The organism is Collinsella sp. AF23-2 (assembly GCF_003459245.1).
In the GTDB taxonomy this organism is placed as follows: Bacteria; Actinomycetota; Coriobacteriia; order Coriobacteriales; family Coriobacteriaceae; genus Collinsella.
In genome coordinates this window covers 1-25,477 of sequence record NZ_QRVG01000001.1, presented here as the reverse complement: position 1 = coordinate 25,477, position 25,477 = coordinate 1, and the positions used below count along the sequence as shown (strand labels likewise).

Below are 25,477 nucleotides of genomic sequence, written 5' to 3'. Positions count from 1 at the left end.
ATAGCCATATTTCCGCAAAGCCTCCATAAAAGGAATCCCCGCCTGTGCGCAAGTGCCCATTCCAGCCCTCCATGTAACGCAAAAATGGCCGCTTCCTCTAGCAGGAAGCGGCCTAGACCTTACGAATAGACGATGGTAAAGGGTACTTCTGTTTCGGTCTCTCCTGTTGATGTGCATCTCGTGCCCTCGAGGGTCACCGAGACCACTTGATCGACATTGATCAGTTTTGTCGGAACCCAGATGTTCTCTCCGCTATTGCGCGCCATCGAAACATAGAAATTGTACGCCCCTGCGTCGTCATCTTCGATAATCTGCTCCGATCCATCCTTGTAGCTGACGGTCAGTTTATGATCAACTGCTTCATAGCCCAGATCATCGATGTGCGTCTGGATGGAAAACGGGCTGATCTCGAGAGGCGAGTCGTCGGAGCGGAGCTCCTTTGTATCGACGTGCGCTCCGACGTTAAACTCTGGCGTCGATACCTCGATCACCTTCGCATCCTCACCTTTGCCCTCCGTCCAACTGATATTCCAGGTGACCGCATGTCGTAAATCTCGATCGCGATTCCAAGATGCAAAGTACATCGTGCCGTTAATGACCGTGTCGCTTGATGTGTCTTTATCAATGGTGCAGCGTGTATCAGCCCATTCCTCGCCGAAGTTCATGCTGGGTGTACTGACGCCCCCTTCTTCTTCACCATAGAGAACAAGTTCGCCAAGCTCTGCCGCCGGCTTGTAGTAGCTAACGCCATTCGGATTGGACAATGTAAACGTCACAGCACCGCAACCGTTCTCGTCGATTGCCATCTCATGAATGTCGAGCGTATAGCCGTTGCCCTCGACGGACAGATTGACCTTCTGGACTGCACCCTCCAGGCTTTGGGGCGCGATACCATCACCAAACTCTCTGGTGTAGGTATATTTCGTCCCCGACGAGCCGCCATTTGTCCAGGTAACGGACTCTCCGTTGCCATGGTTTCCCCAGGCAGAGGCAAAATAACTGGAATTGACAACAGCGTAGGCGACCCCTCCGGTCGCCAGCACTCCGGCAAGACATCCGATTACGGCAACATACAGAGGCTTCGCGTGACCCTTTCGGCGAAGCGGCTCGCCAGCAGCGGCATAAAGAACACGGTCAGCAAGATCGCTATCGGCTTGGACGGACTCGAAGGCCTGCTTGATCTGGTTGGATTTCACGGTCGCCCTCCTCTAGGATGAACTTGAGCTTCGATCTGCCGCGAGCTAAACGCGTTCGAACGGTCGCGGCTGGCACATGCAGTAACTCGGCAATTTCTGAAGTCGAGAAGCCCAGATAGTAATAGAGCACGATGGAGATACGGAATCGTTCCGGAAGCCGCATGACGTCTAATAGGACGGCCTTGGTCTCGTCCTGCGCCGTCAAGAGCGAATCGGTCAGACTTTCAATATCCTCCACGCGCCTCCACGGCTTTCGAAAGAGAGATTTGCATTCATTGATCGTGACCCGGATGAGCCATCGACGAAGATGCTCCCAGCTTTCAAAATGCGTATCGCTTTTGAGTAACTTTAGAAAGACGTCTTGAGCGACATCGTCGGCGTCAGCGCGATCACGCAGATACGTCAAGGCGATTCGGAACACGACATCTCGGTGATCCTCGACCGCCTGTCTAAAAGCTTGTTCTTCCATAATCACCTCCCGGTGACACTGATGGTTCTTGATGGGGCCCTCACCATAGATACGCTTTGACCAAACGGAATGTTTCAAATTCAAGCAGGAAAAACTACCAAAATAAACCTGTCCTTTTTTGCAAGTGATCAACGGAACGCAACAAGAACGGAACGCAACAAGTTGAGCATACGCAAGCGAGCGGCCCCCAGAGCGTACAAGGTGGCATGAAAAAGGCAGGGCATTGACCTTTTGGTCATGCCCTGCCTTTTGAATGACAGATTGTAGCTCTGGGGGCCGCGCAGCGACGGAGGTCGCCGCCGTTCGTTAGAACGGCGGAACTAATTACTCCTCGTCGTTGTCCTTGGCCTCTTCGGCGTCGTCGGTGTCCACGAGCTGGTTGAGCAGCTCGTCGAGGGAAGCCATGTCCTCGTTGATCGCGCCGTTGGCGGGAGCCTTCTTGTCGTCGATCGGGGCGCCCAGGAGCTCCTCGTCGGCGTCGGCGTGATGCGTCGGAGCGGAGGTACCCAGCAGGATATCGTCCGGACCGTCGGGGCTAAAGACCATCTGCAGCAGCTGCGAGAGGTCTTCCTCGTCGGCAACGTCGTCGTTGTTCTCGAGGATGTAGAGCAGATCGTGGGCCTCCAGGCCGTCACGGAGCTCCTCGATCGCCTTGGCGCCGATGCCATCGATGCGCAGCAGATCCTCCTCGGACTTGCCAACCAGGTCGCCGACCGTCTCGATGCCAACCTCGCTGAACTTGTTGGTCCAGCGCTGCGACACGCCCAGATCGTCGAACAGGTACAGACGAGCCTTCTCGGCGGAGATGGTGTGGCCGTTGCGGGTGAACGAACCGTCAGCACCACCGAACTCGTCGTAGCCGGCCCAGTCGAGCTGCTGCGGGAGCTGCTCGTCCAGGTCCTTGAGCTCCACAGGAGCCCACTCGGGCAGCGACTTGGCGTTGGGCGAAGCCGGGCCGTCGATGTCCACGTAGCCGTCGGCCGTGCGATACGTCAGCTTGGCGTTGGCGTACGGCTTGAGGCCGGTACCAGCCGGGATCTTCTTACCGACGATGACGTTGGACTTAAGGTCGAGCAGGTGGTCGACCTTGCCCTCGATGGCAGCCTCGGTAAGGACGCCAGCGGTACGAATGAACGAAGCGCTCGACAGCCAGGAGTCGATGTTGGACGCGACCTTGAGCGTACCCAGGATGACGGGCTCGGCCACAGGAGCCTGACCGCCCAGACGGGCAACGCGCTCGACCTCGTCGGCAAACTCGTAGCGGTCGACGTACTGACCAAGCAGGTACTTGGAGTCGCCGGGGTTGGTGATCTGAACGCGACGCAGCATCTGGCGTGCGAGCACCTCGATGTGCTTGTCGTTCAGGTCGACGCCCTGGCTGGTGTAGACGTCCTTGACGCTCTCGACGAAGGTGTGCATCGTCGACTCGATGTCGGTCAGCTTGCGCAGGTTGCGGAAGTTGACGAAGCCCTTGGTGATCTGGTCGCCGGCGCGCACCTCGCAGCCGTCCTCGATCTCGGGCATAAAGCGCACCGATGCGGGGACGCGACGCTCGTCGAGGACACGGGTGTGGTCCTCGGAGTCGGTGAGCGTCAGCACGTACTCGGACTTCTCGGGCTTAATCGAGAGGTGGCCGGAGTACGGAGCCAGCTCGGCCTCGCGACCCAGGATCTTCTCGTTGACGTTGCCGACGATATCGAACATACGGCTGACCGTAGGCAGACCCTGCGTAATATCGTCGACGCCAGCGACGCCGCCGGAGTGAATGGTACGCATCGTAAGCTGCGTGCCGGGCTCGCCGATGGACTGGGCGGCAATAATGCCGACCGCGGTACCGATGGCGACCGGACGACGGGTGGAAAGATCCCAGCCGTAGCACTTCTGGCATACGCCGTACTTGGAGCGGCAGGTGAGCAGTGCGCGAAGCTTGACCTTCTTAAGGCCGGCATCGACCATCTTCTGGATGTCGGCGACCTTCTCGATGTAGCCGTCCTGCTCAAAGAGCACGGTGCCATCGGGAGCCACGACGTCCTCAATGAAGCAACGGCCGACGAGGTCGGTATTGAGGTCGGTGGTGCCGGGGATGATGAGGTTGTAGGTGACGCCCTCGTGCGTACCGCAGTCCTCCTCGCGGACGATGACGTCCTGGGCCACGTCGACCAGACGACGGGTCAGGTAACCAGAGTCCGAGGTGTGGGATGCGGTATCGACCAGGCCCTTACGGGCGCCGTAGGTCGAAATGAAGTACTCGAGCGGCAACAGGCCCTCGCGGAAGTTCGCCTTAATGGGAAGGTCGATCGTCTCGCCGGACATGTCTGCCATCAGGCCACGCATGCCGCCGAGCTGACGCAGCTGGGTCTTAGAACCACGGGCGCCGGAGTCGGCCATCATGTAGAGCGGGTTCTCCTCGTCGAACAAGTCGAGCATGAGCGCTGCAACCTTATCGGTACAAGCGGTCCACTCGTTAACGACTTCGATGTGGCGCTCCGTCTCGTTGATGAAGCCCTCCTCGAAGTACTCGTTGATCTGGTCGACGTTGGCCTGGGCGCGATCGAGCAGCTCCTGCTTCTCGGCAGGGATGAGAGCGTCCCATACCGAGATGGTGAGGCCGGCGCGGGTAGCGTAGTGGAAGCCGGAGTACTTGATGGCGTCGAGGATCGGGCCGACCTTGGCCTCGGGGTAACGATCGCAGCAGTCGGCAACCAGCTTGGCCACATCGCCCTTGACCATCTTGTAGTTCATGAACTCATAGTCTTCGGGCAGGCACTGGCGGTTGAAGATGATGCGGCCGATAGAGGTCTCGAAGCGCGCGGTCTTGTTGCCGGTGACGTCGTAGTCGACGAACTCGTTCTTGCCGTTCTTGACGCGGAAGATACGGGTGCCGTCCTCGTTGATGACGTTGGCATCGGCAGCGGACACGCGAACCTGGATCTTGGCCTGCATGTCGACCTCGGAACGGCAGTCATAGGCGTGCAGCGCGTCGTCGAAGCTGGCGAACACGTGGTTCTCGCCCGGCAGACCCTCGCGGACCTGGGTGAGGTAGTACACACCAATGATCATGTCCTGCGAAGGGATGTTAACCGGCTTGCCGGATGCCGGCGAGCGCAGGTTGTTCGCAGAGAGCATGAGCACGCGAGCCTCGGCCTGAGCCTGGCTGGACAGCGGCACGTGGACAGACATCTGGTCGCCGTCGAAGTCGGCATTGAAGGGCGAGCAGACCAGCGGGTGCAGGTGGATAGCCTTGCCCTCGACCAGCACCGGCTCAAAGGCCTGGATGGACAGACGGTGCAGGGTCGGTGCACGGTTGAGCAGCACGACGCGACCGTCGATGACCTCTTCGAGGATATCCCACACAAAGGTGGCACCGCGGTCGATAGCGCGCTTGGCGCCCTTGATGTTCTCGACCTTGCCGAGCTCGACCAGGCGCTTCATGACGAAGGGCTTGAAGAGCTCCAGCGCCATGGTCTTGGGCAGACCGCACTGGTGCAGCAGCAGCTTGGGGTCGGTAACGATTACCGAACGGCCGGAGTAGTCGACACGCTTGCCCAGCAGGTTCTGACGGAAACGACCCTGCTTGCCCTTGAGGGCCTCGGCGAGCGACTTGAGCGGGCGACCGCCACGGCCAGAGACCGGGCGACCACGACGGCCGTTGTCGAACAGGGCATCCACGGACTCCTGGAGCATGCGCTTCTCGTTGTTCACGATGATCGCAGGGGCGTCCAGGTCGAGCAGGCGCTTGAGTCGGTTGTTACGGTTGATCACGCGACGATACAGGTCGTTGAGGTCGGACGCGGCGAAGCGGCCGCCGTCGAGCTGGACCATCGGGCGCAGATCGGGCGGAATGACCGGGATGACATCCAGGATCATGTTCGCGGGGCTGTTGCCGCCCTTCAGGAAGGCGTCAACGACCTCGAGGCGCTTAACGGCCTTCTCGCGCTTCTGCTTCTGGGAATCCTCGTCGGCGATGATGGCCTTGAGCTTCTCGGCCTCGGAGGGGAGGTCGATGGCAGCGAGCAGGTCGCGGACGGCCTCGGCACCCATACCACCCTTGAAGTACATGGAGTAGTAACGGGTCATCTCGCGGAACAGCGGCTCATCGGAGATGAGGTCGCGCTCGGTGAGCTTCATGAAGGCGTTGAAGGCGTCCGTGCGGAGCTGCTTCTCGTCCTTGCACTCTTCCTCGATGTCGACGATGCCAGAGGCGATCTCCTCGGGGGTCAGCGGCTCCTCGTCGGAGAACTCGTCAAAGTTCTCGGGGTTGCCCTGCTCCTTGAGGGACTCGATCTGGCGGGCGCACTCGGCATCGATCTCTTCCAGATCGGCGGCGAGCTCCTCGCGCAGGTCGTCAGCGTCGGCCTCGCGAGCCTCGTAGTCGACCTCGGTGATGATGTAGCTGGCAAAGTACAGAACCTTCTCGAGGTCCTTGGACTTGATGTCGAGCATACGGCTCATCGGGAAGCTCGTGGGGCTCTTGAAGTACCAGATGTGGGACACGGGAGCGGCGAGCTCGATGTGACCCATGCGCTCGCGACGAACCTTGGCCGAGGTGACCTCGACGCCGCAGCGCTCGCAGACGATGCCCTTAAAGCGGATGCCCTTGTACTTGCCGCAGGAGCACTCCCAGTCCTTGGCGGGACCGAAGATCTTCTCGCAGAACAGGCCGTCCTTCTCGGGCTTGAGGGTACGGTAATTGATGGTCTCCGGCTTCTTGACCTCACCGTGCGACCAGGAACGGATCTGGTCGGCGGAGGCAAGGGAGATCTTTACCGAGTCAAAATCAGTAGCTTCGAAATCTGCCACAGTCAACTACTCCTTATCAGTGGTCGTGGCGGCGACAGCCTCGGGTGCCTCGGCGGTCTCGGCATCCTGGGCCTCGACGTCGGTGTCAACGCCGGCGAGCGCAGCCAGGTCGTCGAGAGCAGAGGTCTCCTCGGCGGTCACAGGGGCGGAGGCGTCCTCGTCGGCATCGTGCATGGGCTCGATGTCCAGTGCGAGGGAACGGATCTCCTTGACGAGAACCTTGAAGGACTCGGGGATACCCGGAACCGGGACGTTCTCGCCCTTGACGATGGACTCGTAGGTCTTGACGCGGCCCACGGTATCGTCGGACTTGACGGTCAGGATCTCCTGCAGGACGTTGGCAGCACCGTATGCGTACAGTGCCCAAACTTCCATCTCGCCGAAGCGCTGGCCGCCGAACTGAGCCTTGCCGCCCAGCGGTTGCTGGGTAACCAGGCTGTAAGGGCCGGTCGAACGGGCGTGGATCTTGTCGTCGACCATGTGGCCGAGCTTGAGGATGTAGGACGTACCCACGGTAATGGGCTCGCGGAACTCCTCGCCGGTGCGGCCGTCGAACAGGCGGGTCTTGCCGCGCTCGTCAAGCTGGGTGACAAACTCGGGGCGCATGTGATCGCCAAAGGCAGCGGTGGCCTTGTTGAGCATGTTCTTGTTGGCGCGACGGATGACCTCGGCGATCTCGTCCTCCTTGGCGCCGTCGAAGACGGGCGTCGAGACGAAGAACGGACCGGGGACATACTTGTCGGAGTCGGCATCCTCGGTATCCCAACCGCAGGCAGCAGCCCAGCCAAGGTGGCACTCGAGCAGCTGACCGACGTTCATACGCGAAGGAACGCCCAGCGGGTTGAGGATAACGTCGATCGGGGTACCGTCAGCCATGTAGGGCATGTCCTCGACCGGCAGAACGTTACAGATAACGCCCTTGTTGCCGTGGCGACCGGCGATCTTATCGCCCTGCTGGATCTTACGACGCTGGGCGACGTAGACGCGCACCTGCTCGTTGACGCCGGGGGCCAGGTCGTCGCCGTTCTCGCGGCTAAAGCGGACGACGTCGATGACGCGGCCATAAGCGCCGTGAGGCATCTTAAGGGAGGTGTCGCGAACATCGTGAGCCTTGGCACCGAAGATGGCGCGCAGCAGGCGCTCCTCGGCGGTCAGAGCGCTCTCGCCCTTAGGCGTGACCTTGCCGACCAGGATGTCGCCAGGGCCGACCTCGGCGCCGATGCGGATGATGCCGTCCTCGTCGAGGTTGGCAAGCATGTCCTCGGAGAGGTTCGGGATCTCGCGAGTGATCTCCTCGGGGCCGAGCTTGGTATCGCGGGCGTCGATCTCGTGACGGGTGATATTGATGGTCGTCAGCAGGTCCTCGGCCACCAGGCGCTCGGACACGACGATACCGTCCTCGTAGTTGAAGCCTTCCCACGGCATGTATGCCACGGTGAGGTTCTGGCCCAGTGCGAGCTCGCCATGATCGGTCGAAGGACCGTCGGCCAGAGGCTCGCCCTGCTCAACGGTGTCACCGACGCGCACGAGCGGACGGTGGTTGATGCAGGTGGACTGGTTGGAGCGCTGGTACTTGGCCAGGTGATACTCGTCCATGCCGCCGGCGTGCTTGACGATAATCTTGGAGGCGTCGGCATAGATGACTTCGCCGGCGTTCTTGGCCAGGGTAACCTCGCCAGAGTCCAGGGCGGCGCGACGCTCCATGCCGGTACCGACATAGGGAGCGGCGGGGTGAACCAGCGGCACGGCCTGACGCTGCATGTTGGCGCCCATGAGCGTACGCTTGGCGTCGTCGTGCTCGAGGAACGGAATCAGCGTGGCTGCGACGGAGAGCATCTGACGCGGCGAGACGTCCATGTAGTCGACGTCCTCGACAGGCACGTCGGCGGGAGCGCCGAAGGAGCCGTCGAAGTCGCGGGTACGGGCGATCACGGTATGCGGACGGACGATCTTGCCCTCGGCATCGGTCGTGATGAACTCGTTGGTCTTGGGATCGAGCGGCGTGTTGGCCGGCGCGATGACGTGCTTCTCTTCCTCGTCAGCGGTCATCCAGTCGATCTGATCGGTGGCAACGCCGTTCTCGACACGACGGAACGGGGCCTCGATGAAGCCATACTCGTTGACGCGGGCGTAGAGGGCGAGCGAGCCGATCAGGCCGATGTTGGGGCCTTCGGGGGTCTCGATCGGGCACATGCGGCTGTAGTGCGAGTTGTGAACGTCGCGGACGGCCGTCGGCACGTTGGTGCGGCGGCTGGAGCCGGACTTGTGGCCGGCAAGACCACCAGGGCCGAGTGCGGACAGACGGCGCTTGTGGGTCAGACCGGTCAGGGGGTTCGCCTGGTCCATGAACTGCGAGAGCTGCGAGGAACCGAAGAACTCCTTGATGGAGGCCACGATCGGGCGGATGTTGATGAGCGACTGCGGGGTGATCTCGTCGATGTCCTGGGAGCTCATGCGCTCACGGACGACGCGCTCCATACGGCTCATGCCGATACGGAACTGGTTGGCGACGAGCTCGCCGACGGTGCGGATGCGGCGGTTGCCGAAGTGGTCGATGTCGTCGACCTTGAAGCCCTGCTCGCCGGCAGCGAGGGACAGGAGGTAGCGCAGCGTCGCGACGATATCCTCGTCGGTGAGCACCGTGACCTCTTCCTCGGTGGTGAGGTTGAGCTTCTTGTTGACCTTGTAACGACCGACGCGGGCCAAATCGTAGCGCTGCGGGTTAAAGAGCAGGCCCTCGAGCAGGCTGCGGGAAGCGTCCACGGTGGGAGGCTCGCCCGGGCGCAGGCGACGGTAGATCTCGATGAGGGCGTCCTCGCGAGTGAGGGCGGTGTCGCGCTCCAGGGTGCGCTTGATCACATCGGAGTTGCCGAGCAGCTCGATGATGTCGTCGTTGGTGACGGCGATGCCAAGGGCGCGCAGGAACATCGTGGCGCTCTGCTTGCGCTTACGGTCGATGGAGACCATGAGCTGGTCGCGCTTGTCGACCTCAAACTCAAGCCAGGCACCGCGGGACGGGATGATCTGGGCCTTGTAGATCTGCTTGCCCGAATCCATCTCGGAGCTGTAGTACACGCCCGGGGAGCGGACGAGCTGCGAGACGACGATACGCTCGGTACCGTTGATGATGAAGGTGCCCTGATCGGTCATCATGGGGAAGTCGCCCATGAAGACGAGCTGCTCCTTGATCTCGCCGGTCTCCTTGTTGGTGAGACGGACGTCGGTCAGAAGCGGAGCCTGATAGGTCATATCCTTCTCGCGGCACTCCTCGACGGTGTGCGCGGGGTCGCCGAACTGATGCTCGCCGAAGGTAACCTCGAGAACATGGTTCTGACTCTGGATGGGGCTGGATTCCTTGAACGCCTCACGAAGGCCCTCATCCTTAAAACGCTCAAAGGATTCCCTTTGAACAGAGATAAGGTTGGGGAGCTCCATGGCCTCCGGGATTTTCCCGAAGCTGACGCGCTTGCGCTCAGTGGCAGTGTATGCGTAGGTCACCAGGTTTTTCCTCCTTCACGGAAATGCTCGGTGGGTTGGCGAGGCATAGCTTCGCCAGTTATCGCAACCTAATAGTTTATCAGGTACCGACCGTTGGGCAAGAAAAGCCTTGACGCGATTGAGTTTTTGGAGTAGCAAAGTTTTTCGACAGAAAACACGCAGGTAGATGTATGTGTATCGAACATCTGTTCATATATTTTATGTGAACAGAGAGCTAGCAATCGCAGCTCTTATAAAAAACGGGCGCGAACCGAGGTCCACGCCCGTAAATGTCGGTGCCCGAAGGCTTACTTGCGCATCAATCCGCCGCGCTCGTCGATGGCGTCCCAGAAGGCATCGGCAAAGCGGGGGTCGCTTGCAGCCATGAGGGCGTTGGTGGCCATCCAGCCAGAGGGAGTGCCGGTGTCGTAGCCCGACAGCGGGTCGATGACGACTGCGTACATGGCTTCGCGGTCGAGCGAACGGGCCATGGCGTCGGTGAGCTGGATCTCGCCGCCCTTGCCGGCCTGCTGATCTGCCAGCAAGTCCATGACCAGCGGGCTCAGCAGGTAGCGACCGACGATGTACAGGTTGGACGGAGCCGCCTCGGGAGCGGGCTTCTCGACCAGACCGCCGATGCGCCAGACAGCGCCCGGCTCGACATCGGCAACGCCCTCGGCGCCCTCGAGCGAACCGACGCGCTCGCCAGCGATAACGCCGTAGCGGCTGACTTCCTCGGGCGAGCAAGCAGCGACGGCGATAACCGAAGCGCCACCGTGCTCCTTGGAAACGGCAAGCATCTTGTCGCAGATATCGCGGTTAGGCACAACGTAGTCGCCCAGAAGAACCAGGAAGTTCTCCCCTGCCACGGCGTCGGCAGCAGAGCGAATAGCATGGCCGAGGCCCTTGGGCTCGTACTGATAACGGAAGTCGACCGGCATACCGCCAGCGTGGGCGACGGCATCGGCATAGGCGTTCTTACCGCGCTCGCGCAACAGGTTCTCGAGCGAACGGTCGGGCTGGAAGTAGTTCAGTAGCTCGGGCTTACCGGGAGAAGTAACGATGATGGCATCGTCGACCTCCTCGGGGTCGAGTGCCTCCTCGACGACATACTGGATGACCGGCTTGTCGAGCACCGGCAGCATCTCTTTGGGCGTGCACTTGGTGCCAGGCAGAAAACGCGTGCCAAGACCGGCGGCGGGGATGATTGCCTTCATGTTATTCAAAGATCCTTTCGCAGGCGCAAAAGCGCCCCGTGCGTGCGGCGCACAGCCGCAGACCAAATTGCGATACCCAAGCATCTTACCGCTGGAACTATATGTCGCTACAAGGCAGAGACAATTCTTCAGCAGGTCAACGCAAATTATTGCTCGAATGGTGCAATTTTATTGCCCAACGGCAGGGCACGCGATACGACGCAAATCACAGAACATGGCAGTTTGAGCAACCGATGTCGAGGAACCGAAAAACAAAAAAGACGGGGCTCGCAATGCGAACCCCGTCTGCAAAGAAATCTGGCGAGAAAGCCTGATTACTTGAGGGTGACAGCAGCGCCAGCAGCCTCGAGCTTCTCCTTGGCAGCCTCGGCGTCCTCCTTCTTGGCACCCTCGAGAACAGCCTTGGGAGCGCCCTCGACGACCTCCTTGGCCTCCTTCAGGCCAAGGTTGGTGAGCTCACGGACGGCCTTGATGACCTGGATCTTGTTGTCGCCGAAGCCCTCGAGCACGACGTCAAACTCGGTCTTCTCCTCGGCCTCAGCAGCGCCAGCAGCGGGAGCGGCGACAACAGCGGCAGGAGCAGCGGCGGAAACGCCGAAGGTGTCCTCGATAGCCTTAACGAGCTCGGAAGCCTCGAGAAGGGTCATTTCCTTAAGAGCATCGATGATCTCATCGGTGGTAAGCTTAGCCATTTCTAAGTCCTTTCGGTTTCCGTGTCTGTGCACGGAGATCAGTTAAAACACGGCGCGAATGCGCCAGGGGTGCGGCGTTGCCGCCGCGGGTGAAAACAGCGACTAGGCTGCCTTCTGCTCGGAGACCTGCTGGATCGAACGAGCGAGACCAGAGGAAACGCCGTTGACGCAGACAGCGATGTCGCGAGCGAAACCGGAGATGAGACCGGCGATCTGGCCGAGAAGCTGATCCTTGGTGGGCAGCTCGGCGATAGCCTTAACATCATCAGCGGAAACGGCCTTGCCGTCGGAGATACCGCCCTTGATCTCAAGGACGCCCTTGGACTTAGCAGAGAAGTCCTTAAGGGCCTTAGCGGCCTCGACCGGCTCGGACTCGTAGAACACATAAGCGACGGGGCCGGCGAGGATCTCGTCGAGCTCGGGCTGCTCCTGGTTCTTGAGAGCGATCTTGACCAGGTTGTTCTTGTAGACCTTCATCTCGGCGCCGCACTCGCGAAGCTGATGACGCAGCTCCTGAGCCTGCTTAACCGTCAGACCGTTGTAGTTGACGACAAACAGACCGGCGTTCTCGGCGATACGGGACTCGATCTCTGCAACCTTGTCGATTTTGTACTGCTGGGGCATAAATTACACCTCCTCGAATTCTTTCCGGGCACGGTCCGCCACAAGGACGTGACGGGGGCATGTCCAAAAAGAAAGCCCCCGCGCTGCATGAGCGACGGGGGCGAGAAGACATATCTACTCGACCACCTCGGCTGGCGGGATATCCCATTAAGCTCGCGGGCGATGCCCGTTTGCACCGGCTGTCTCTGGCAGCGGATTCGTGCGTGAACCGAAAGTATTATGGCGGGGACCCCGGCGTCGGTCAACGGGCACGAGGATTCGCACACAAACCCTGCATACGCTCCGGTCGGGAGGGGCAGGGCGAGTTTTCCGCTCGGTCAAGTCCTGGGCTCGCACGAAGGCCACATTAAGTGGCCTTCGGCTCGTGCGGAATCTACGGAAAACTCGCCCTGCCCCTCCCGACCGGAGCTACGTTGCCTTTGTTGCGAATCCTCGTGCCCGTTGGCCGGCGCGCCCCACGCATAACCCTTAGGTCGGTGGGCTGATGGGTTGGGTCCCGTTGGGCTACAGGGTTGAAAGGAAGGTGGACAGGCGGCGGAGGCCTTCGTCTAGGTCTTTGTCGGAGACGCAGTAGCTTAGGCGGATGTGGCCTTCGGTGCCGAAGCAGTCGCCCGGGACTAGGGCTACGTTTGCCTCTTCGATGGCTTTGATGCAGAAGTCTTCGCTGGTTAGGCCGAACTTTTTGATGCTCGGGAAAGTGTAGAAGGCTCCTGCGGGCTCTACTACGTCGAGGCCCATGGCGTTTAAGGCTGCGAGTACGCGTTCGCGGCGGGCTCGGTAGACTTTGAGCATGGGGGTTGGGTCGACGGTCAGGGCTCGGGCTGCGGCGTCCATTTCGAAGGAGACAGCACTCGATACTAAGTATTGGTGAGCCTTTGCGATCTCAGCGATGACGGGGGCTGCGGCTGCGAGCCAACCCAAGCGCCAGCCGGTCATGGCCCAGGGCTTGGAGAAGCTCTCGATGACCACCGTCTGGTCGCGCAGCTCCGGATGGCGCTGGGCAAAGCGCTCGTAGCCATCCACATAGACCAGACGGTTGTATACGTCGTCGCAGACTACGTAGATGCCCGCCTGCTCTGCCACGCGCGCCACGGCGTCGAGCGACGCCGTGTCGAGGATGCAGCCCGTAGGATTGTTGGGCGAGCAGATAACGATGGCCTTGGTCGCCGGGGTCACACAGGCGCGAAGCGCATCCTCGTCAATCTGAAATTGCGCAGGCTCCGTATCCAAAAAGACCGCTTTGGCGTGATTGGCTACGACGATGCTCTCGTACAGGCCAAAGGCCGGCGTGGGAATAATGACCTCGTCGCCGGGGTTGAGCATAGCCATGAATGTTGCCGACAGGGCCTCGGTCGCGCCATCAGTCAGGATGACCTCATCGGCGGAAAGCTCCAGACCCGCGTCACCCATATATTCGGACAGCGCCTCGCGCAGGGCGGGGCGGCCGTTGTTGGGCGGATAGTGCGTGTCGCCACGGTCCAGCGAGGCGGTTACCTCGGCGCTAATCACATCGGGCGTGGGAAAATCGGGCTCGCCAAGCGCAAGCGCAATGCACCCCGGGTGCTGGGCGGCGAGCGCGTTAATCCGACGGATGCCGGAGGGCTTGAGCGTGGCAAGCGAGGTATTCATGGGCAGACGCATGGCGTTCCTTTCGTAAGGGTTGCACTAGGATAGCGCGCCCAGCGCCACCAGACGGTGTAACCTAAACGGAAACGAGCCGGAAAGGAGATGGCATGGAGACGACCGCGCGCGGCGATGTACCAAAAACACTGCACACCATTGCGTATATCAGTATTCCCGATAGCGCCGATCTTGAGTTTTTGCTCTGGGACCTTCAGGATGCCATCGCAGCCTATGCGCAGCTTTCCGGCACCGCACTCCCCCATCCAGTCGACTTGAAGGCGAATAGCGCCGATACCGCCGATGGCATCGTGCTCGCCGTTGAGGATATGCCCGATGACGAGGCAGTGACAGACATCGAGAAGGCACTCAATCGCTTTGGCGATACGGGGACGCGCGTCTATGTCGTCGTTCAGGCCATCTACGAGCGTACCGAGGGGGCGCGCATGCTCATCGAGCGCCTGCGCCAAGCTTGCGAACTCCGTAGGCTAACGTGGTGCGGCGGCGTTATCGCCTGCACCGGCAGCGGCATCGCGGCGCTTCGCCATTCCCCACGCATGGGCCTCTTGCGCCGACCATTTTCGGAAGCGATGGATAAGCTTGTGGGCGCCGTGCGCATAGGCTGCTCCATTGAGCATGCGCAGCTGCTGGGCGGTGGCAATGCCGGTAGCGTCGATACCGACGGCATGGTGCGCGCTAGGCCTGCTGTGCCCGCGCTAATCTGGCGCGCCATCATCAAACGCCTCGGCGCCCATACTCAATCAGATATCTAAATTACAGGGCGCCCCAGTCAATGGCTTCGTGCCAACGCTCAACAAGGCGCTCAAGACGCCAAGCCGCATTGGCAGGACTTGTCGAGGGCAGGACGATGGCGGGCAGCCCGGTGCGTTCTTGTAGATAGCGCTTGTAGAGCCGGCCAGCCGTACCACCGTTGCATATCACCTGCTCAATGGGAGCTGCATCGGTAATGCGCCCGATATGTGCCGGTACAACGTTGCGAATGCTCGCGTCACTCGAGCCCTTAATGTCACAACTCTCGATCACATCCCACAGGGCTACGCCGCCGTTAAGCAGCATGGATCGCTTGGCGGCAATGGAGACATCGAGCGTCGCGGGCTCACCGTTTGCCAAAGGATCACCCTCGTTGGGCGGCACAGGCACACCGAGACACGCCGCCGTGACCCGCCAAAAGCGGTTCTGCGGATTGCCATAGTAGAAGGCATTGGCACGCGAGAGCACCGAGGGAAACGACCCCAGCACCAAAACGCGCGAGCGCTCGTCAAACACGGGTTCAAACCCATGCTCAATATGTTGATAGCCCTCGTCGGACGCAGCCATGGCCTAGGCCCTCAACAGATAGCGCACCTCGTAGGGCGCAAGCTCAAGGGAGCCAGCCAGCTCGACCGTGGGCACGCCATCGGCAAGCAGGTCGACAAAGGACCCGTTGAGCTCGCCGGCGCCAAAGGTGTAAGGCTCGCCCACGGCGTTCACCGCCACGAGCACCGTCGCGTCATCACAGGCGCGCTCGAACAGCAGCTGCTTGTTCTGGATCACCACGTTGCGATAGGCACCGTAGTTGAGAGCACAGGCCGCCGCGTCATCGGCCGAGCGAAGGTGCGCAAGCTGCGTGATGAACGCCGTCAGCTCGTTGGGCGCAGGCTCATCGAGCGCAGGTCGCAGCGCCCAGTCACCATCGGGGCCGCCCTTTTCGCCGGCAATCCCCCACTCGCTGCCATAGTAGACGCACGGAATGCCCGGCATGCCAAAGAGCATGCCATAGGCGGGACGCAGGCACGACTTGTCGGTGAGGATGCTCGCCAGGCGCGGCACGTCGTGGTTGTCGACAAACGACAGCAGGTGTTTGCCGCGGTAGATGCACCACGGATCGCCGCCAAACTGGCGATGCAGCGAATGGGCAATCTCGAACATGTTGACCGAGTTAAAGCTGGAGTACAGGCCCTTGTAGCACTCGTAGTTGGTGCAGGAGTCAAGCATCTCGTCGTTGACGATCTGGTTGTAGTCGCCGTGGAGCGTCTCGCCGATCAGCACAAAATCGGGCTTGAGCTCGCGGGTAAAGGTATGCAGACGACGCATGAAGTCGCGGTCGAGCATATAGGCAACGTCCAGGCGCAGGCCGTCGACGCCAAACACGTCAGCCCAACGGCGCACGGACTCGAGCAGGTAATCGACCACAGCGGGATTTTGCAGGTTGAGCTTCACGAGCTCAAAATGGCCTTCCCAACCCTCGTACCAAAAGCCGTCGCCATAGCAGGAGTCGCCGTCAAAGCTAATGTGGAACCAGTCCTTGTACGGCGAGTCCCACTTACGCTCCTGCACATCACGGAAGGCCCAGAAGCCGCGGCCGACGTGGTTGAAGACCGCATCGAGCACCACACGGATGCCATGGGCGTGCAGCGTCTCGCATACGGCGGCAAAATCGGCATCCCCGCCCAGGCGGCGGTCGACATGGCGCAGGCTGCGCGTATCGTAGCCGTGGCTGTCGGATTCGAGCGGCGGGTTGATGAGCACAGCGCCAACGCCGAGTTCTTGCAGGTAGTCAGCCCATTGGGCGATCTTCATGATGGGTGCATCGGGGTTGGGCGCAGCGTTGACAGCCTGGGCGAGTTCATCCTCGGCAACGGGAGCGGCGTTTTCGCGCGGAGCTCCGCAAAAGCCCAGCGGATAGATCTGATAGAACGTCGTCTCGTATGCCCACATAGCAACCTCCCGGTAAGCTCAACACAACGATATCCATTGTATGCCCGGCTTGTATCCTCTCCCCCAAAATAAGTTGCGGTGAAATAATTCCTGCTTGGGCCTTCAGAGGCCTTAAACAGGAGCTATTCCACCGCAGCTGATGAGGGGACGTGATTAGGCGACGGGCTTTGCGCGGCGTATGGCTGGGAACAGTACGGTGATGGCAAGGATGACGCCCACGACGGTAATCGCCCCGCCCGCAAAGCCAATCCAAGCGATACCGGGACCCGAAACCACGGCGCCGCCGATTGCGGTGCCCGTGCCGATACCGAGGTTAAACAGGCCCGAGAAGATCGACATGGCGACGGCCGACGAATCCGCCGGCGTGTACTTGATGAGCTCGGCCTGGAACGCAACGTTAAAGGCCGTGGAGCAGCAGCCCCATAGCGCGCAGACGGCAAGCACTGCTACGAGCGACGATGCGACCGGACCCACGAGCAGCAGAGCCACCGGCACGCCGGAGAGCGTGATAGCCAAGAACGGGAAGCGATGCCCATCGAACAGGCGGCCAAACAGCCAGCTTCCGAGCAGACCAGAGCAGCCAAACGCCGTCAGCGTCATGGTAATAGCGCTTGCGTCGACGTGCGCGACCTGCGCCAGGAACGGCTCGATATAGCTGTAACCCGCATAATAGCCGGTCGCCATAAAGACCGTGACCGCGTAGAGCGCAATCAGGAACGGGTTCTTGAGCAGCTCGGGCAGCTGTTTGACGGTAAAGCGCTCGCCCGCCGGCATGGCCGGGAACACCGCGGCCTGGTAGACAACCGCGACAGCCGAGAGGGCCCCGACCGCGGCGAATGTCATGCGCCAGCCCACGGCCAGTCCGATGGCGCGGCCGATCGGCAGGCCAAAGATCTGCGCGATGGACGAGCCCGTGGCGATCATGCTAATGGCGAGCGCCCCGTGGCGACTGTCGACCAGGCGCGAGGCCATAATCGAGGCGACCGACCAGAACACGGCATGTGCGCAAGCGACCACCAGGCGCGCACAGACCAGGATGGGATATGTCGGTGCCACAGCGGACAGGAACTGACCCAGAGAAAACACGGCGAGCACGCCGAGCAGCATCCGTTTGAATTCAAAACGCGAGGCAAACACCATGAGCGGCAGCGACAGCAGCATGACGCCCCAGGCATAAACCGAGATCATGATGCCCGCCTGGGCCTCGGTGAGCGAAAACGACGTGGCGATGTCGGTTAGCAGGCCGATGGGCATAAACTCCGACGTGTTGAACACGAACGCGCAGCAGGTGAGCCCGATAAGCGGGAGCCACTGCCCGAGCGTGATACCACCTTGCTTTGTTTGAGCCATATAGGAAAACCTCTCCGATCATCTAGAGCGGTGGGCGATTATAGCAATGAGAAGTCTATAAAATGAGCAACAAAAGAATTCTTGGAAAACGATCGTTAACAGATGGCGTGCCAATTCTGCTTAGAAAGCAAGGTACGCAGAAACTCAGTGTCGAAAACGCGGCTTCATCTTCGGGCTATCGCGCCTGCTCGGATACGCACAAGGACACCCCCATGAGCACGTCAATTTCAAGCCAACTCGCAACCGCACAATGAACTAGCAAAAGCAGCATATAAGCAAACGCCCCATAATAAAGTCCCTCATGTACAAGCGCCGTCACTGAAAGTGCCGACGGCAGCGCCGCACTCGAAACTACCCATCCAACAAGAACCTGGATAGCGCAACTTGCAACCAGGTTCCATGCCACCAGCAGCGTTGCGGGACGCGCGATTTCCCTGCAGGAGGAACGAAGCACCGTGACCGAACGCATGATGTAGCGTGGTGCAAACCGAATGCCTCGTAGTCCCCTCTGCTCCACGTCCGCATCTTCAATTAACACGAATACGAACGACGCGGAAAGAAGCGTCACGATTACTGCCACCACAAGCGAGCACAACACCCCGAGCTGGCTACTCGCAAGCGAGGCAAAGACTACAATTGCCGATAAAATCAAGTGAACCAAATAAATTAGCAGCGCCCCAGAAATCTGGAGGGGAACCGTCGAGGCCAAGAGATAAACCGGAGGGGTTCGAGCAGGTTGCACCGTCTCTTTGGACCGGTCGACGGCAAATAATGAAAAAGCCACATTCGATAGAAGCAGGTTTAAAAAGGCCGCGACCACAGTGCAAATAAGCGTAATGGACGGATTGATATAGGCGAGCTCAGTTGCAACGTTTGATACACCAATTTGAAGCGCGCTCATAACAAACAAGGGGATATATAACGCCATCGTACAGCCACTCCGGCATCCCTTCGCCCGATCGCCCGATTCCAGAAAGACATTGAAGTTCTCTCGCAAGTTCACTCTATACCCGTTTTCTTACTAGGCAGGGCGAACGGGCGCCAATATAAACGCCGGTCCGCCCATCCATAATTTCTAGTTTTAACGTCCAGACTAGTCTGTCCAGCCGTCGATGTAGTCGCGGTTAAGCTCAAAGTACTGCGCGGCGATATCTTTCGCCAAGGAGTACGAATTAACGAGCGGGTGCATCGCGAGGCTCTCGACAATGTCGCGCTTCGATCGGTTAACGATGCCACGCGCCACGGTGCGCTCGTAGTACTTGACGCGACGAATCAATTCGAGGTTTCCCGCAGGCACAGAATCGGCTTCGACGCGATGCGGTACGCAGCCATCGGTGGAGATATCGCACGTTGACTCAATGACATCTGTATCGAGAAGGCCGGGGATGGCACCATTGTTGGGGGTGCACAGGATCATCTGCTGCGTCTTGCCAGAGCGAGCAATATCCATGAAACGGAGCGCGACACCCGCGTATCCACCAGCATCTTTGCCGTACACGTCAAACGTCCACGGCTTGTCGCGGTGAATACCCGTCTCGGCCGCCATGTAGTTGTTTTCGCGCATTCCGTACCACTTCTCAAAGCACGCGAGGCCTTTTTCGAAGTCGTTCTCAATATCGATAGATGCAAGCTCGCTCGTCATTTCTCGATTAATTTCTTCGATGAGTTCGCCGCGCGTCTGGGGCGAAGAGAGAACGTTGGCAACGGCGCGCTCGCGATAGTAGAAATAGTATAGGTACTCATTTGGCACGCATCCGCGATTTAGGACGAGGTCCTTCTCGAAGAACCTAAGATCTGTATGAGCATATGCCCCGTCGTCGTGGATCAAGTCGGGCATGATGTCCTCGCCGTCAACCGTCACATTGCGGAAGAACGAGAGGTGGTTGAGTCCATAGCACTCGCCCTGAACCGATGCGGGATCAACGCCTTTATACTCGGCAAACTGATGCAACATGCCCGAGGGGGCATCGCAAATGCCATAAGTAAAATCATAGCCCATATCGCGTAGGGCCTGAGATACGACGCCAGCGGGATTAGTAAAGTTAAACACCTTGACGCCCGGCTTTGCGTACTTCTTGATTAACTCGCAATACGAAGCAAGCGCAGGGACGGAGCGCATGGCAAAAGACACGCCGGCTGCGCCAGTCGTCTCTTGGCCAAGAACCCCATGTGAAAGAGCAATGCGCTCATCGCGAACGCGCATATGGTCCCCACCGACGCGAATCGTCGTGATCACGTAATCGGCGTCCTTAACGGCCTCGACCGCATCGCCCGTCAGTGAAAAATTAAGCGTGGGGCAAAGCATGCCCGAGACATGGGCGGCAAGGCCACCGTAGATGCGCAGCTTCTCGGGATCATTGTCCATAAACACAAGCTCGTCGATTCCAAGCGATGACGCCTGCTGGGCTATGCTCTTTGCCAAAAACATGGAGCGGACGCCACCGCCCCCTATGACCGTAAGTTTCATATCGAAACCCCCAATTAGCACATTCAATATTGCATGGTTCGCCTGTGTATGGATATTGTATCCAGCATGGAGGGCCGCTTCCCGCCCCGGCTGCAAGGCGGGAAAGGAATTCCCCAAGGAGTTATTATTTACGCAACGGAAGCGGCCACACACGTCCGGCGGGAAGGAAGCACCGATGGTTGATAAAAAGCAGATTTCCAAGCTCTACTCAGCCGCAAAGCTATCCGAAACCGAGCAAAGCGTACTCGAATACCTACTCAACAATATCGACACCCTCGATGATATTGGCATAAAACCCGTCGCCATGGCATGCTTTACCAGCATGACGACAGTCATCAGGCTTTCGAAAAAGCTCGGCTACCGTGGCTACCGCGAAATGATGTACGACCTCAAGCACCTTCAGCATGTCTCCCGCGAAATGAATCAATCACTCAAAGACAGTAGCGTCCACTTCGTATGCCACACCGGAGATGTAGACGTATTCATCGCCGCCCTGCATCGCAACAGAATGATCGGAGTAAACGGAGAGGGCTTCTCACGCATCGTTGCGCAGTACATGGCGACCAAGCTCGTTGGACTTGGCTTTTTGGCCGTCATACAGGACTTCCTAGAAACCGATCAGTTTGTCGAATCCAACCGAAATACGCTCAGCTGCATGATGCTCATATCCAAATCGGGTCAGACAGAAGCCATCCTGGAAACCGCAAGGGCATGCCACGACGCGGGCATTACGACCCTCGCGTTTACCGGCAACGAAGACAGCGAGCTCGCCAAGACGGCAGACGCGATCTTTACGATACATGACGATCACCCAATGGATCTTAAGAACGTTAAGCCTAACTGCTTTACCGGAAGTTGTATTCTTGCATTCGAAGAACTATTGAGTATCTGCCTTGACAATCTAAAACAAGAAGGCTTGGCCCCCTAAATCATGCGATAGGAAGCCAAGCCCTGGAATTGCGCTATGCAATTGAAAGCCACTTGCGCGTTTTACTCGTCACCGAGAACTTCGTGCACCTCAGAAGCGACTTCGCCGACACGAGGACCGTAAATGACCTGGATTGCCTTGTCGCTCAGGCGGATAACGCCCATAGCTTCAAGATTCTTGGTGAACACCTCGTCGTCTGCAACCTTAGAACCATCCTTGACAATCACGCGAAGACGTGAGATGCAGTTGTCAAGATCATCAATGTTGTCGGCTCCACCAAGCGCTTCGACAATGCCAACAGCAAGCGCGCTGTCCTTGGTCGCACGGCCCTGGACTGCCTTCTCGGGAGTGCTACCAGACTCGCCCTTTGCCTCAGCGGCCTTTGCCTCGAACTCAGCTCTGCTGTTGATCAACTCAATATCGTCACCATCATCTCGACCGGGCGTCTTGATATCGAACTTAGTAATAAAGAACCGGAAGAGGAAGAAAGCTGCCAGGAAAAAGGCGGGGAGCAGAATAAGGTACGGAAGCAGATTAAGCTTCTCGGGGCGGAATAAAAATGGGATCAGGTCCTTGATATTTCCCTGGTACACCGAAACGCCCATTGCCTCCGAGAGAACTTCACCCAGTCCGGAAAGCGGAGCGTAAACGCCAAAGTAGAGCCAGGGAGCGGCAAACAGGAACGTAAAGAGAATAGGCTCCGTAACGCCAAAGAAAACAGTCGAAATCACTGTGGGGATTAAAAGGCCAGCAACCTTCTTGCGGTTCTGGGGCTTGGCACAAGACCACATAGCAAGGGCGATGCCCGGGAACAACGCGTAATCGTTAATGCCATAGCCAGCCATGAAGGCCCTAACCAAGAGCTTGTCGCTGCTGGGAGAAGCGAGCTGTGCAAGCTGAATAGCGCTATTGCCCACCACGCGCGTTCCATCGACGACCATGGAGCCACCAAGCTCAGTCCAATACATGGGCGTCTCGAGCAGCGGATGCAAGCCAAACGGCACAAGGCTCTCGAGCACCCAGCGATAGACAAACGTACCGACCAGACCGGAGCCTTTCACGAACGTCGCAATACCCGAAAAGCATCCACCGATGACGGGCCAGACGAAGTACATGATGCCGCCCAGGACGCCACCGGCAACCAACGATACAATGGGGACCGTTCGACTGCCCGCAAAAAACGCCAGCGCCGTTGGAAGCTTGGTCTTGTAAAAACGGCCGGTGATCCAAGCGACCAGGCAGCCCACGATAATGCCGCCAAAGACACCAGAGCTGTAGCCAAAAAAGCCGAGCGAGGTAGTGTAGAGTGCGGACTGCTCACTCGCCTGAATGGACGTAAGGCCAACCTTCTGAAGAGCTTCCACCGTTGTATTGTCGGCAGCCAAGCCAGCTGCTCCAAGCAGAATCTCAACCGTCTTGAGCATGGTGAGATAGCAGACAAGGGCAGAAAAGGCAGCCCAGCCCTTCTCTTTGCGAGACAAGGAGAAGGCGCAGCCGACGGCAAACAAAACACCGAGGTTTCCAATGATTACCTCGCCGAGACCCTTAAATACCGAGAAGAACGTAAAGAGCGGCGAAGCGGCATACCAGTCCCAATTAACGCCAAGGGACACAAGGGTCAGTTCGGTCGTAAAAACGCTACCGATACCCAAAAAGAGACCGGAAATGGCAATGAGCGTAATCGGAACGAGCATTGCCTTTCCGAACGATTGGAATTTTTCTTTCATCAATTCCCTCCTCAATGAGCCTCTATAAACGACTATTGCAGCCCACGTCCCCACACAGGCGAAACGGAAGACATGTTCGGCAATAGACACAAAGTGATTGTAGAAAGGGGCACACAAAATGCGCATCGGCATCGCGTAATGCGGTTAAATCGACCGACGATTGCAAGTATTTACGAATCCGTAAACGGCAGCAAATAGGCAGCGAACGGCAATCTGCAGCGTAGGACAGTCCCCGCAGTTCAACAATTGTCGGTATTTCGACTCATATTTATTGAATTGTTGCTCGCCCAAAAGTGCGGAGCATCAACGCGCCCCTAAGCCAACCCCAGCAATATGCCCGCCGAATGCACGACAAACGCCACGATCCAGGCGACCGTCACCTGAAACGCGAATACAGCCACGGCATAGCGCGCGCCCAACTCGCTCTTAACGGCGCCGATTGCCGCTACGCAGGGCGGGTACAGCAGCGTAAAGACCAGGAACACGTAAGCGGTAAACGGCGAAAACATGGTTGACAGCACCGCGGGCGACGTTGCGCCCAAAAGCACCGTGAGGGTCGAAATGACGCTCTCCTTGGCGATAAGTCCGGTGACGAGCGCCGTCGAGGCGCGCCAGTCGCCGAAGCCGAGCGGCGCCAGCAGCGGAGCGATAATGCTGCCCAGACCGGCAAGCAGACTCTGCGACTGATCGGCGACCACATTAAAGCGGATGTCGAACGTCTGAAGGAACCAAATGACCACCGTAGCGGCAAAGATAATGGTGAAGGCCTTGGTGATGAAGTCCTTGGCCTTATCCCATGCCAGCATCACCGTCGTCTTGATGCTCGGCAGGCGGTAGTTGGGAAGCTCCATGATAAACGGCACCGGGTCGCCCTTAAATGCCGTGCGGTTGAGTACCAAAGCCGCGATGCAACCGACCGCAATGCCAATCAGATAGAGCGAGACCATGGCGGGAACCGTCGCCTGCGGGAAAAACGCCCCGCACAGCAGACCGTAGACCGGCAACTTGGCCGAACAGCTCATGAACGGCGTGAGCATGACCGTCATCTTGCGGTCGTGCTCGGATGGGAGCGTACGGGTCGACATGATAGCCGGCACGGTGCAGCCAAAACCGACGAGCATAGGCACGAAGCTGCGGCCCGACAGGCCAAAGCGACGCAGCACTTTATCCATGACAAAGGCCACGCGCGCCATGTAGCCCGAGTCTTCCAGAATGGAGAGGAACAAAAAGAGCACGACGATAATCGGCAGGAAGGTCAGCACGCTGCCCACGCCCGTAAGCACGCCGTCGACAGCCAGCGAGCGCACCACATCGTTGGTTCCGAACGCCTTGAGGCCCGCATCAGCCGAGGCGATGATGGCAGCGATGCCGTCCTCCATAAGTCCCTGCAACGCCGCGCCGATCACGCCAAACGTCAGCCAAAAGACGAGACCCATGATCACCAGGAACGCCGGAATGGCCGTGTAGCGACCCGTCAGGATGCGGTCGATCTTGACGGAACGCACGTGCTCGCGGCTCTCGTGCGGCTTGACGACGCAGCGCCCACACACGTCGCCGATAAAGCCGAAGCGCATGTCGGCCAGAGCAGATAGACGGTCGGTGCCGGCCTCGCCTTCCATCTGGGTAATGATGTGCTCGATGGCGTCAAGCTCGTTACGGTCCAGGTGAAGCGCCTCGGTTACCAGCTCGTCGCCCTCAACCAGCTTGGTCGCCGCAAAACGCACGGGAATGTGCGCCGTCGCGGCATGGTCCTCGATAAGGTTGGCGATGCCGTGAATGCAGCGATGCAGCGCGCCGCCGTCTGGGCCATCGGGCGCGCAGAAGTCCAGGCGACCGGGGCGCTCGCGGAACCGTGCCACGTGCAAGGCGTGATCCACCAGCTCGCCGATACCCTCGTTACGGGCAGCGCTAATGGGGACAACCGGCACGCCCAACAGGCTCTCGAGAAGGTTGACGTCCACGGCGCCGCCGTTGGCCGTCACCTCGTCCATCATGTTGAGCGCGATGACCATGGGGCGGTCGAGCTCCATAAGCTGCAGCGTCAGGTACAGGTTACGCTCGATGTTGGTGGCGTCGATGATATCGATGATGGCGTCGGGGTTTTCGTCCAAGATGAATTGGCGGCTGACGATCTCTTCGCCCGTGTACGGTGACAGACACTATGACCCAATCCGAGGGCACTAAAAAGATAG

The 25,477-nt window shown here is 59.2% G+C and carries 16 protein-coding genes and 1 pseudogene; 2 read left to right on the top strand and 15 right to left on the bottom strand.

Translation table 11 applies throughout. The annotated features are described in order from the left end of the window. Positions 1 to 119 precede the first annotated feature (119 nt). From DWY03_RS00085 to DWY03_RS00050, 8 genes are all read right to left on the bottom strand, one after another. On the bottom strand, positions 120 to 1,196 hold the full coding sequence (locus DWY03_RS00085; RefSeq protein WP_117817112.1) for a DUF4179 domain-containing protein: 1,077 nt from the start codon (positions 1,194 to 1,196) through the stop codon (positions 120 to 122). Beyond that, positions 1,147 to 1,665 (bottom strand): RNA polymerase sigma factor, encoded by a 519-nt coding sequence (locus DWY03_RS00080; protein WP_187361806.1) that lies wholly within the window; start codon positions 1,663 to 1,665, stop codon positions 1,147 to 1,149. Before DWY03_RS00080 ends, DWY03_RS00085 begins: the two co-directional genes overlap by 50 nt. A gap of 324 nt (positions 1,666 to 1,989) precedes the next feature. Then, the gene (locus DWY03_RS00075) at positions 1,990 to 6,465 is read right to left on the bottom strand and encodes a DNA-directed RNA polymerase subunit beta' (protein WP_199410946.1); all 4,476 of its coding nucleotides are present in this window, start codon (positions 6,463 to 6,465) and stop codon (positions 1,990 to 1,992) included. 6 nt (positions 6,466 to 6,471) lie between these two features. Continuing rightward, the gene (locus tag DWY03_RS00070) at positions 6,472 to 9,900 is read right to left on the bottom strand and encodes a DNA-directed RNA polymerase subunit beta (protein ID WP_231500742.1); all 3,429 of its coding nucleotides are present in this window, start codon (positions 9,898 to 9,900) and stop codon (positions 6,472 to 6,474) included. A 350-nt stretch (positions 9,901 to 10,250) separates the two neighbouring features. Beyond that, positions 10,251 to 11,159, bottom strand: coding sequence for a UTP--glucose-1-phosphate uridylyltransferase (locus DWY03_RS00065; protein WP_117817109.1), 909 nt, complete (start codon positions 11,157 to 11,159; stop codon positions 10,251 to 10,253). A 314-nt stretch (positions 11,160 to 11,473) separates the two neighbouring features. Further along, positions 11,474 to 11,851: a 50S ribosomal protein L7/L12 gene (rplL, locus tag DWY03_RS00060; protein WP_006235005.1), complete on the bottom strand. Its 378-nt coding sequence runs from the start codon at positions 11,849 to 11,851 to the stop codon at positions 11,474 to 11,476. A gap of 102 nt (positions 11,852 to 11,953) precedes the next feature. Beyond that, positions 11,954 to 12,475 carry a 50S ribosomal protein L10 gene (gene rplJ / locus DWY03_RS00055; RefSeq protein ID WP_006235004.1) on the bottom strand — a complete coding sequence of 174 codons (522 nt, stop codon included), beginning with the start codon at positions 12,473 to 12,475 and terminating at the stop codon, positions 11,954 to 11,956. 504 nt (positions 12,476 to 12,979) lie between these two features. Beyond that, positions 12,980 to 14,116: a pyridoxal phosphate-dependent aminotransferase gene (locus tag DWY03_RS00050; protein WP_117839646.1), complete on the bottom strand. Its 1,137-nt coding sequence runs from the start codon at positions 14,114 to 14,116 to the stop codon at positions 12,980 to 12,982. A gap of 92 nt (positions 14,117 to 14,208) precedes the next feature. On the opposite strand from DWY03_RS00050, the gene DWY03_RS00045 reads away from it, so the two are divergent. Then, entirely contained in the window at positions 14,209 to 14,868 is a 660-nt protein-coding gene (locus DWY03_RS00045; RefSeq protein ID WP_055250261.1) for a hypothetical protein, read from the top strand. Between the two features lies 1 nt (position 14,869). On the opposite strand, the gene DWY03_RS00040 is transcribed toward DWY03_RS00045, so the two are convergent. The 5 genes from DWY03_RS00040 to DWY03_RS00020 all read right to left on the bottom strand — a co-directional run bounded on the left by DWY03_RS00040 (position 14,870) and on the right by DWY03_RS00020 (position 20,630). Beyond that, positions 14,870 to 15,433: a DNA-deoxyinosine glycosylase gene (locus DWY03_RS00040; RefSeq protein ID WP_117839645.1), complete on the bottom strand. Its 564-nt coding sequence runs from the start codon at positions 15,431 to 15,433 to the stop codon at positions 14,870 to 14,872. A 3-nt stretch (positions 15,434 to 15,436) separates the two neighbouring features. After that, positions 15,437 to 16,813 (bottom strand): alpha-amylase family glycosyl hydrolase, encoded by a 1,377-nt coding sequence (locus DWY03_RS00035; protein ID WP_117839644.1) that lies wholly within the window; start codon positions 16,811 to 16,813, stop codon positions 15,437 to 15,439. Between the two features lie 153 nt (positions 16,814 to 16,966). Further along, entirely contained in the window at positions 16,967 to 18,163 is a 1,197-nt protein-coding gene (locus DWY03_RS00030) for an MFS transporter (protein WP_117839643.1), read from the bottom strand. 175 nt (positions 18,164 to 18,338) lie between these two features. Next, positions 18,339 to 19,160: a hypothetical protein gene (locus DWY03_RS00025; protein WP_147330888.1), complete on the bottom strand. Its 822-nt coding sequence runs from the start codon at positions 19,158 to 19,160 to the stop codon at positions 18,339 to 18,341. Positions 19,161 to 19,256: 96 nt separating this feature from the next. After that, entirely contained in the window at positions 19,257 to 20,630 is a 1,374-nt protein-coding gene (locus tag DWY03_RS00020; protein WP_117583084.1) for a 6-phospho-beta-glucosidase, read from the bottom strand. A gap of 175 nt (positions 20,631 to 20,805) precedes the next feature. Between DWY03_RS00020 and DWY03_RS00015 the strand changes: the two genes are divergently transcribed. Further along, positions 20,806 to 21,558 (top strand): MurR/RpiR family transcriptional regulator, encoded by a 753-nt coding sequence (locus tag DWY03_RS00015; protein ID WP_158550125.1) that lies wholly within the window; start codon positions 20,806 to 20,808, stop codon positions 21,556 to 21,558. A 62-nt stretch (positions 21,559 to 21,620) separates the two neighbouring features. Here DWY03_RS00015 and DWY03_RS00010 read toward each other — a convergent pair whose 3' ends face one another. Together DWY03_RS00010 and feoB are read right to left on the bottom strand one after the other, a co-directional pair. Then, complete coding sequence (locus DWY03_RS00010) at positions 21,621 to 23,285, bottom strand: PTS transporter subunit EIIC (protein WP_158558581.1); 1,665 nt, start codon at positions 23,283 to 23,285, stop codon at positions 21,621 to 21,623. A 314-nt stretch (positions 23,286 to 23,599) separates the two neighbouring features. After that, positions 23,600 to 25,441 (bottom strand): annotated as a pseudogene (gene feoB / locus DWY03_RS00005) (ferrous iron transport protein B); the annotation flags it as partial. Between the last annotated feature and the right edge of the window lie 36 nt (positions 25,442 to 25,477).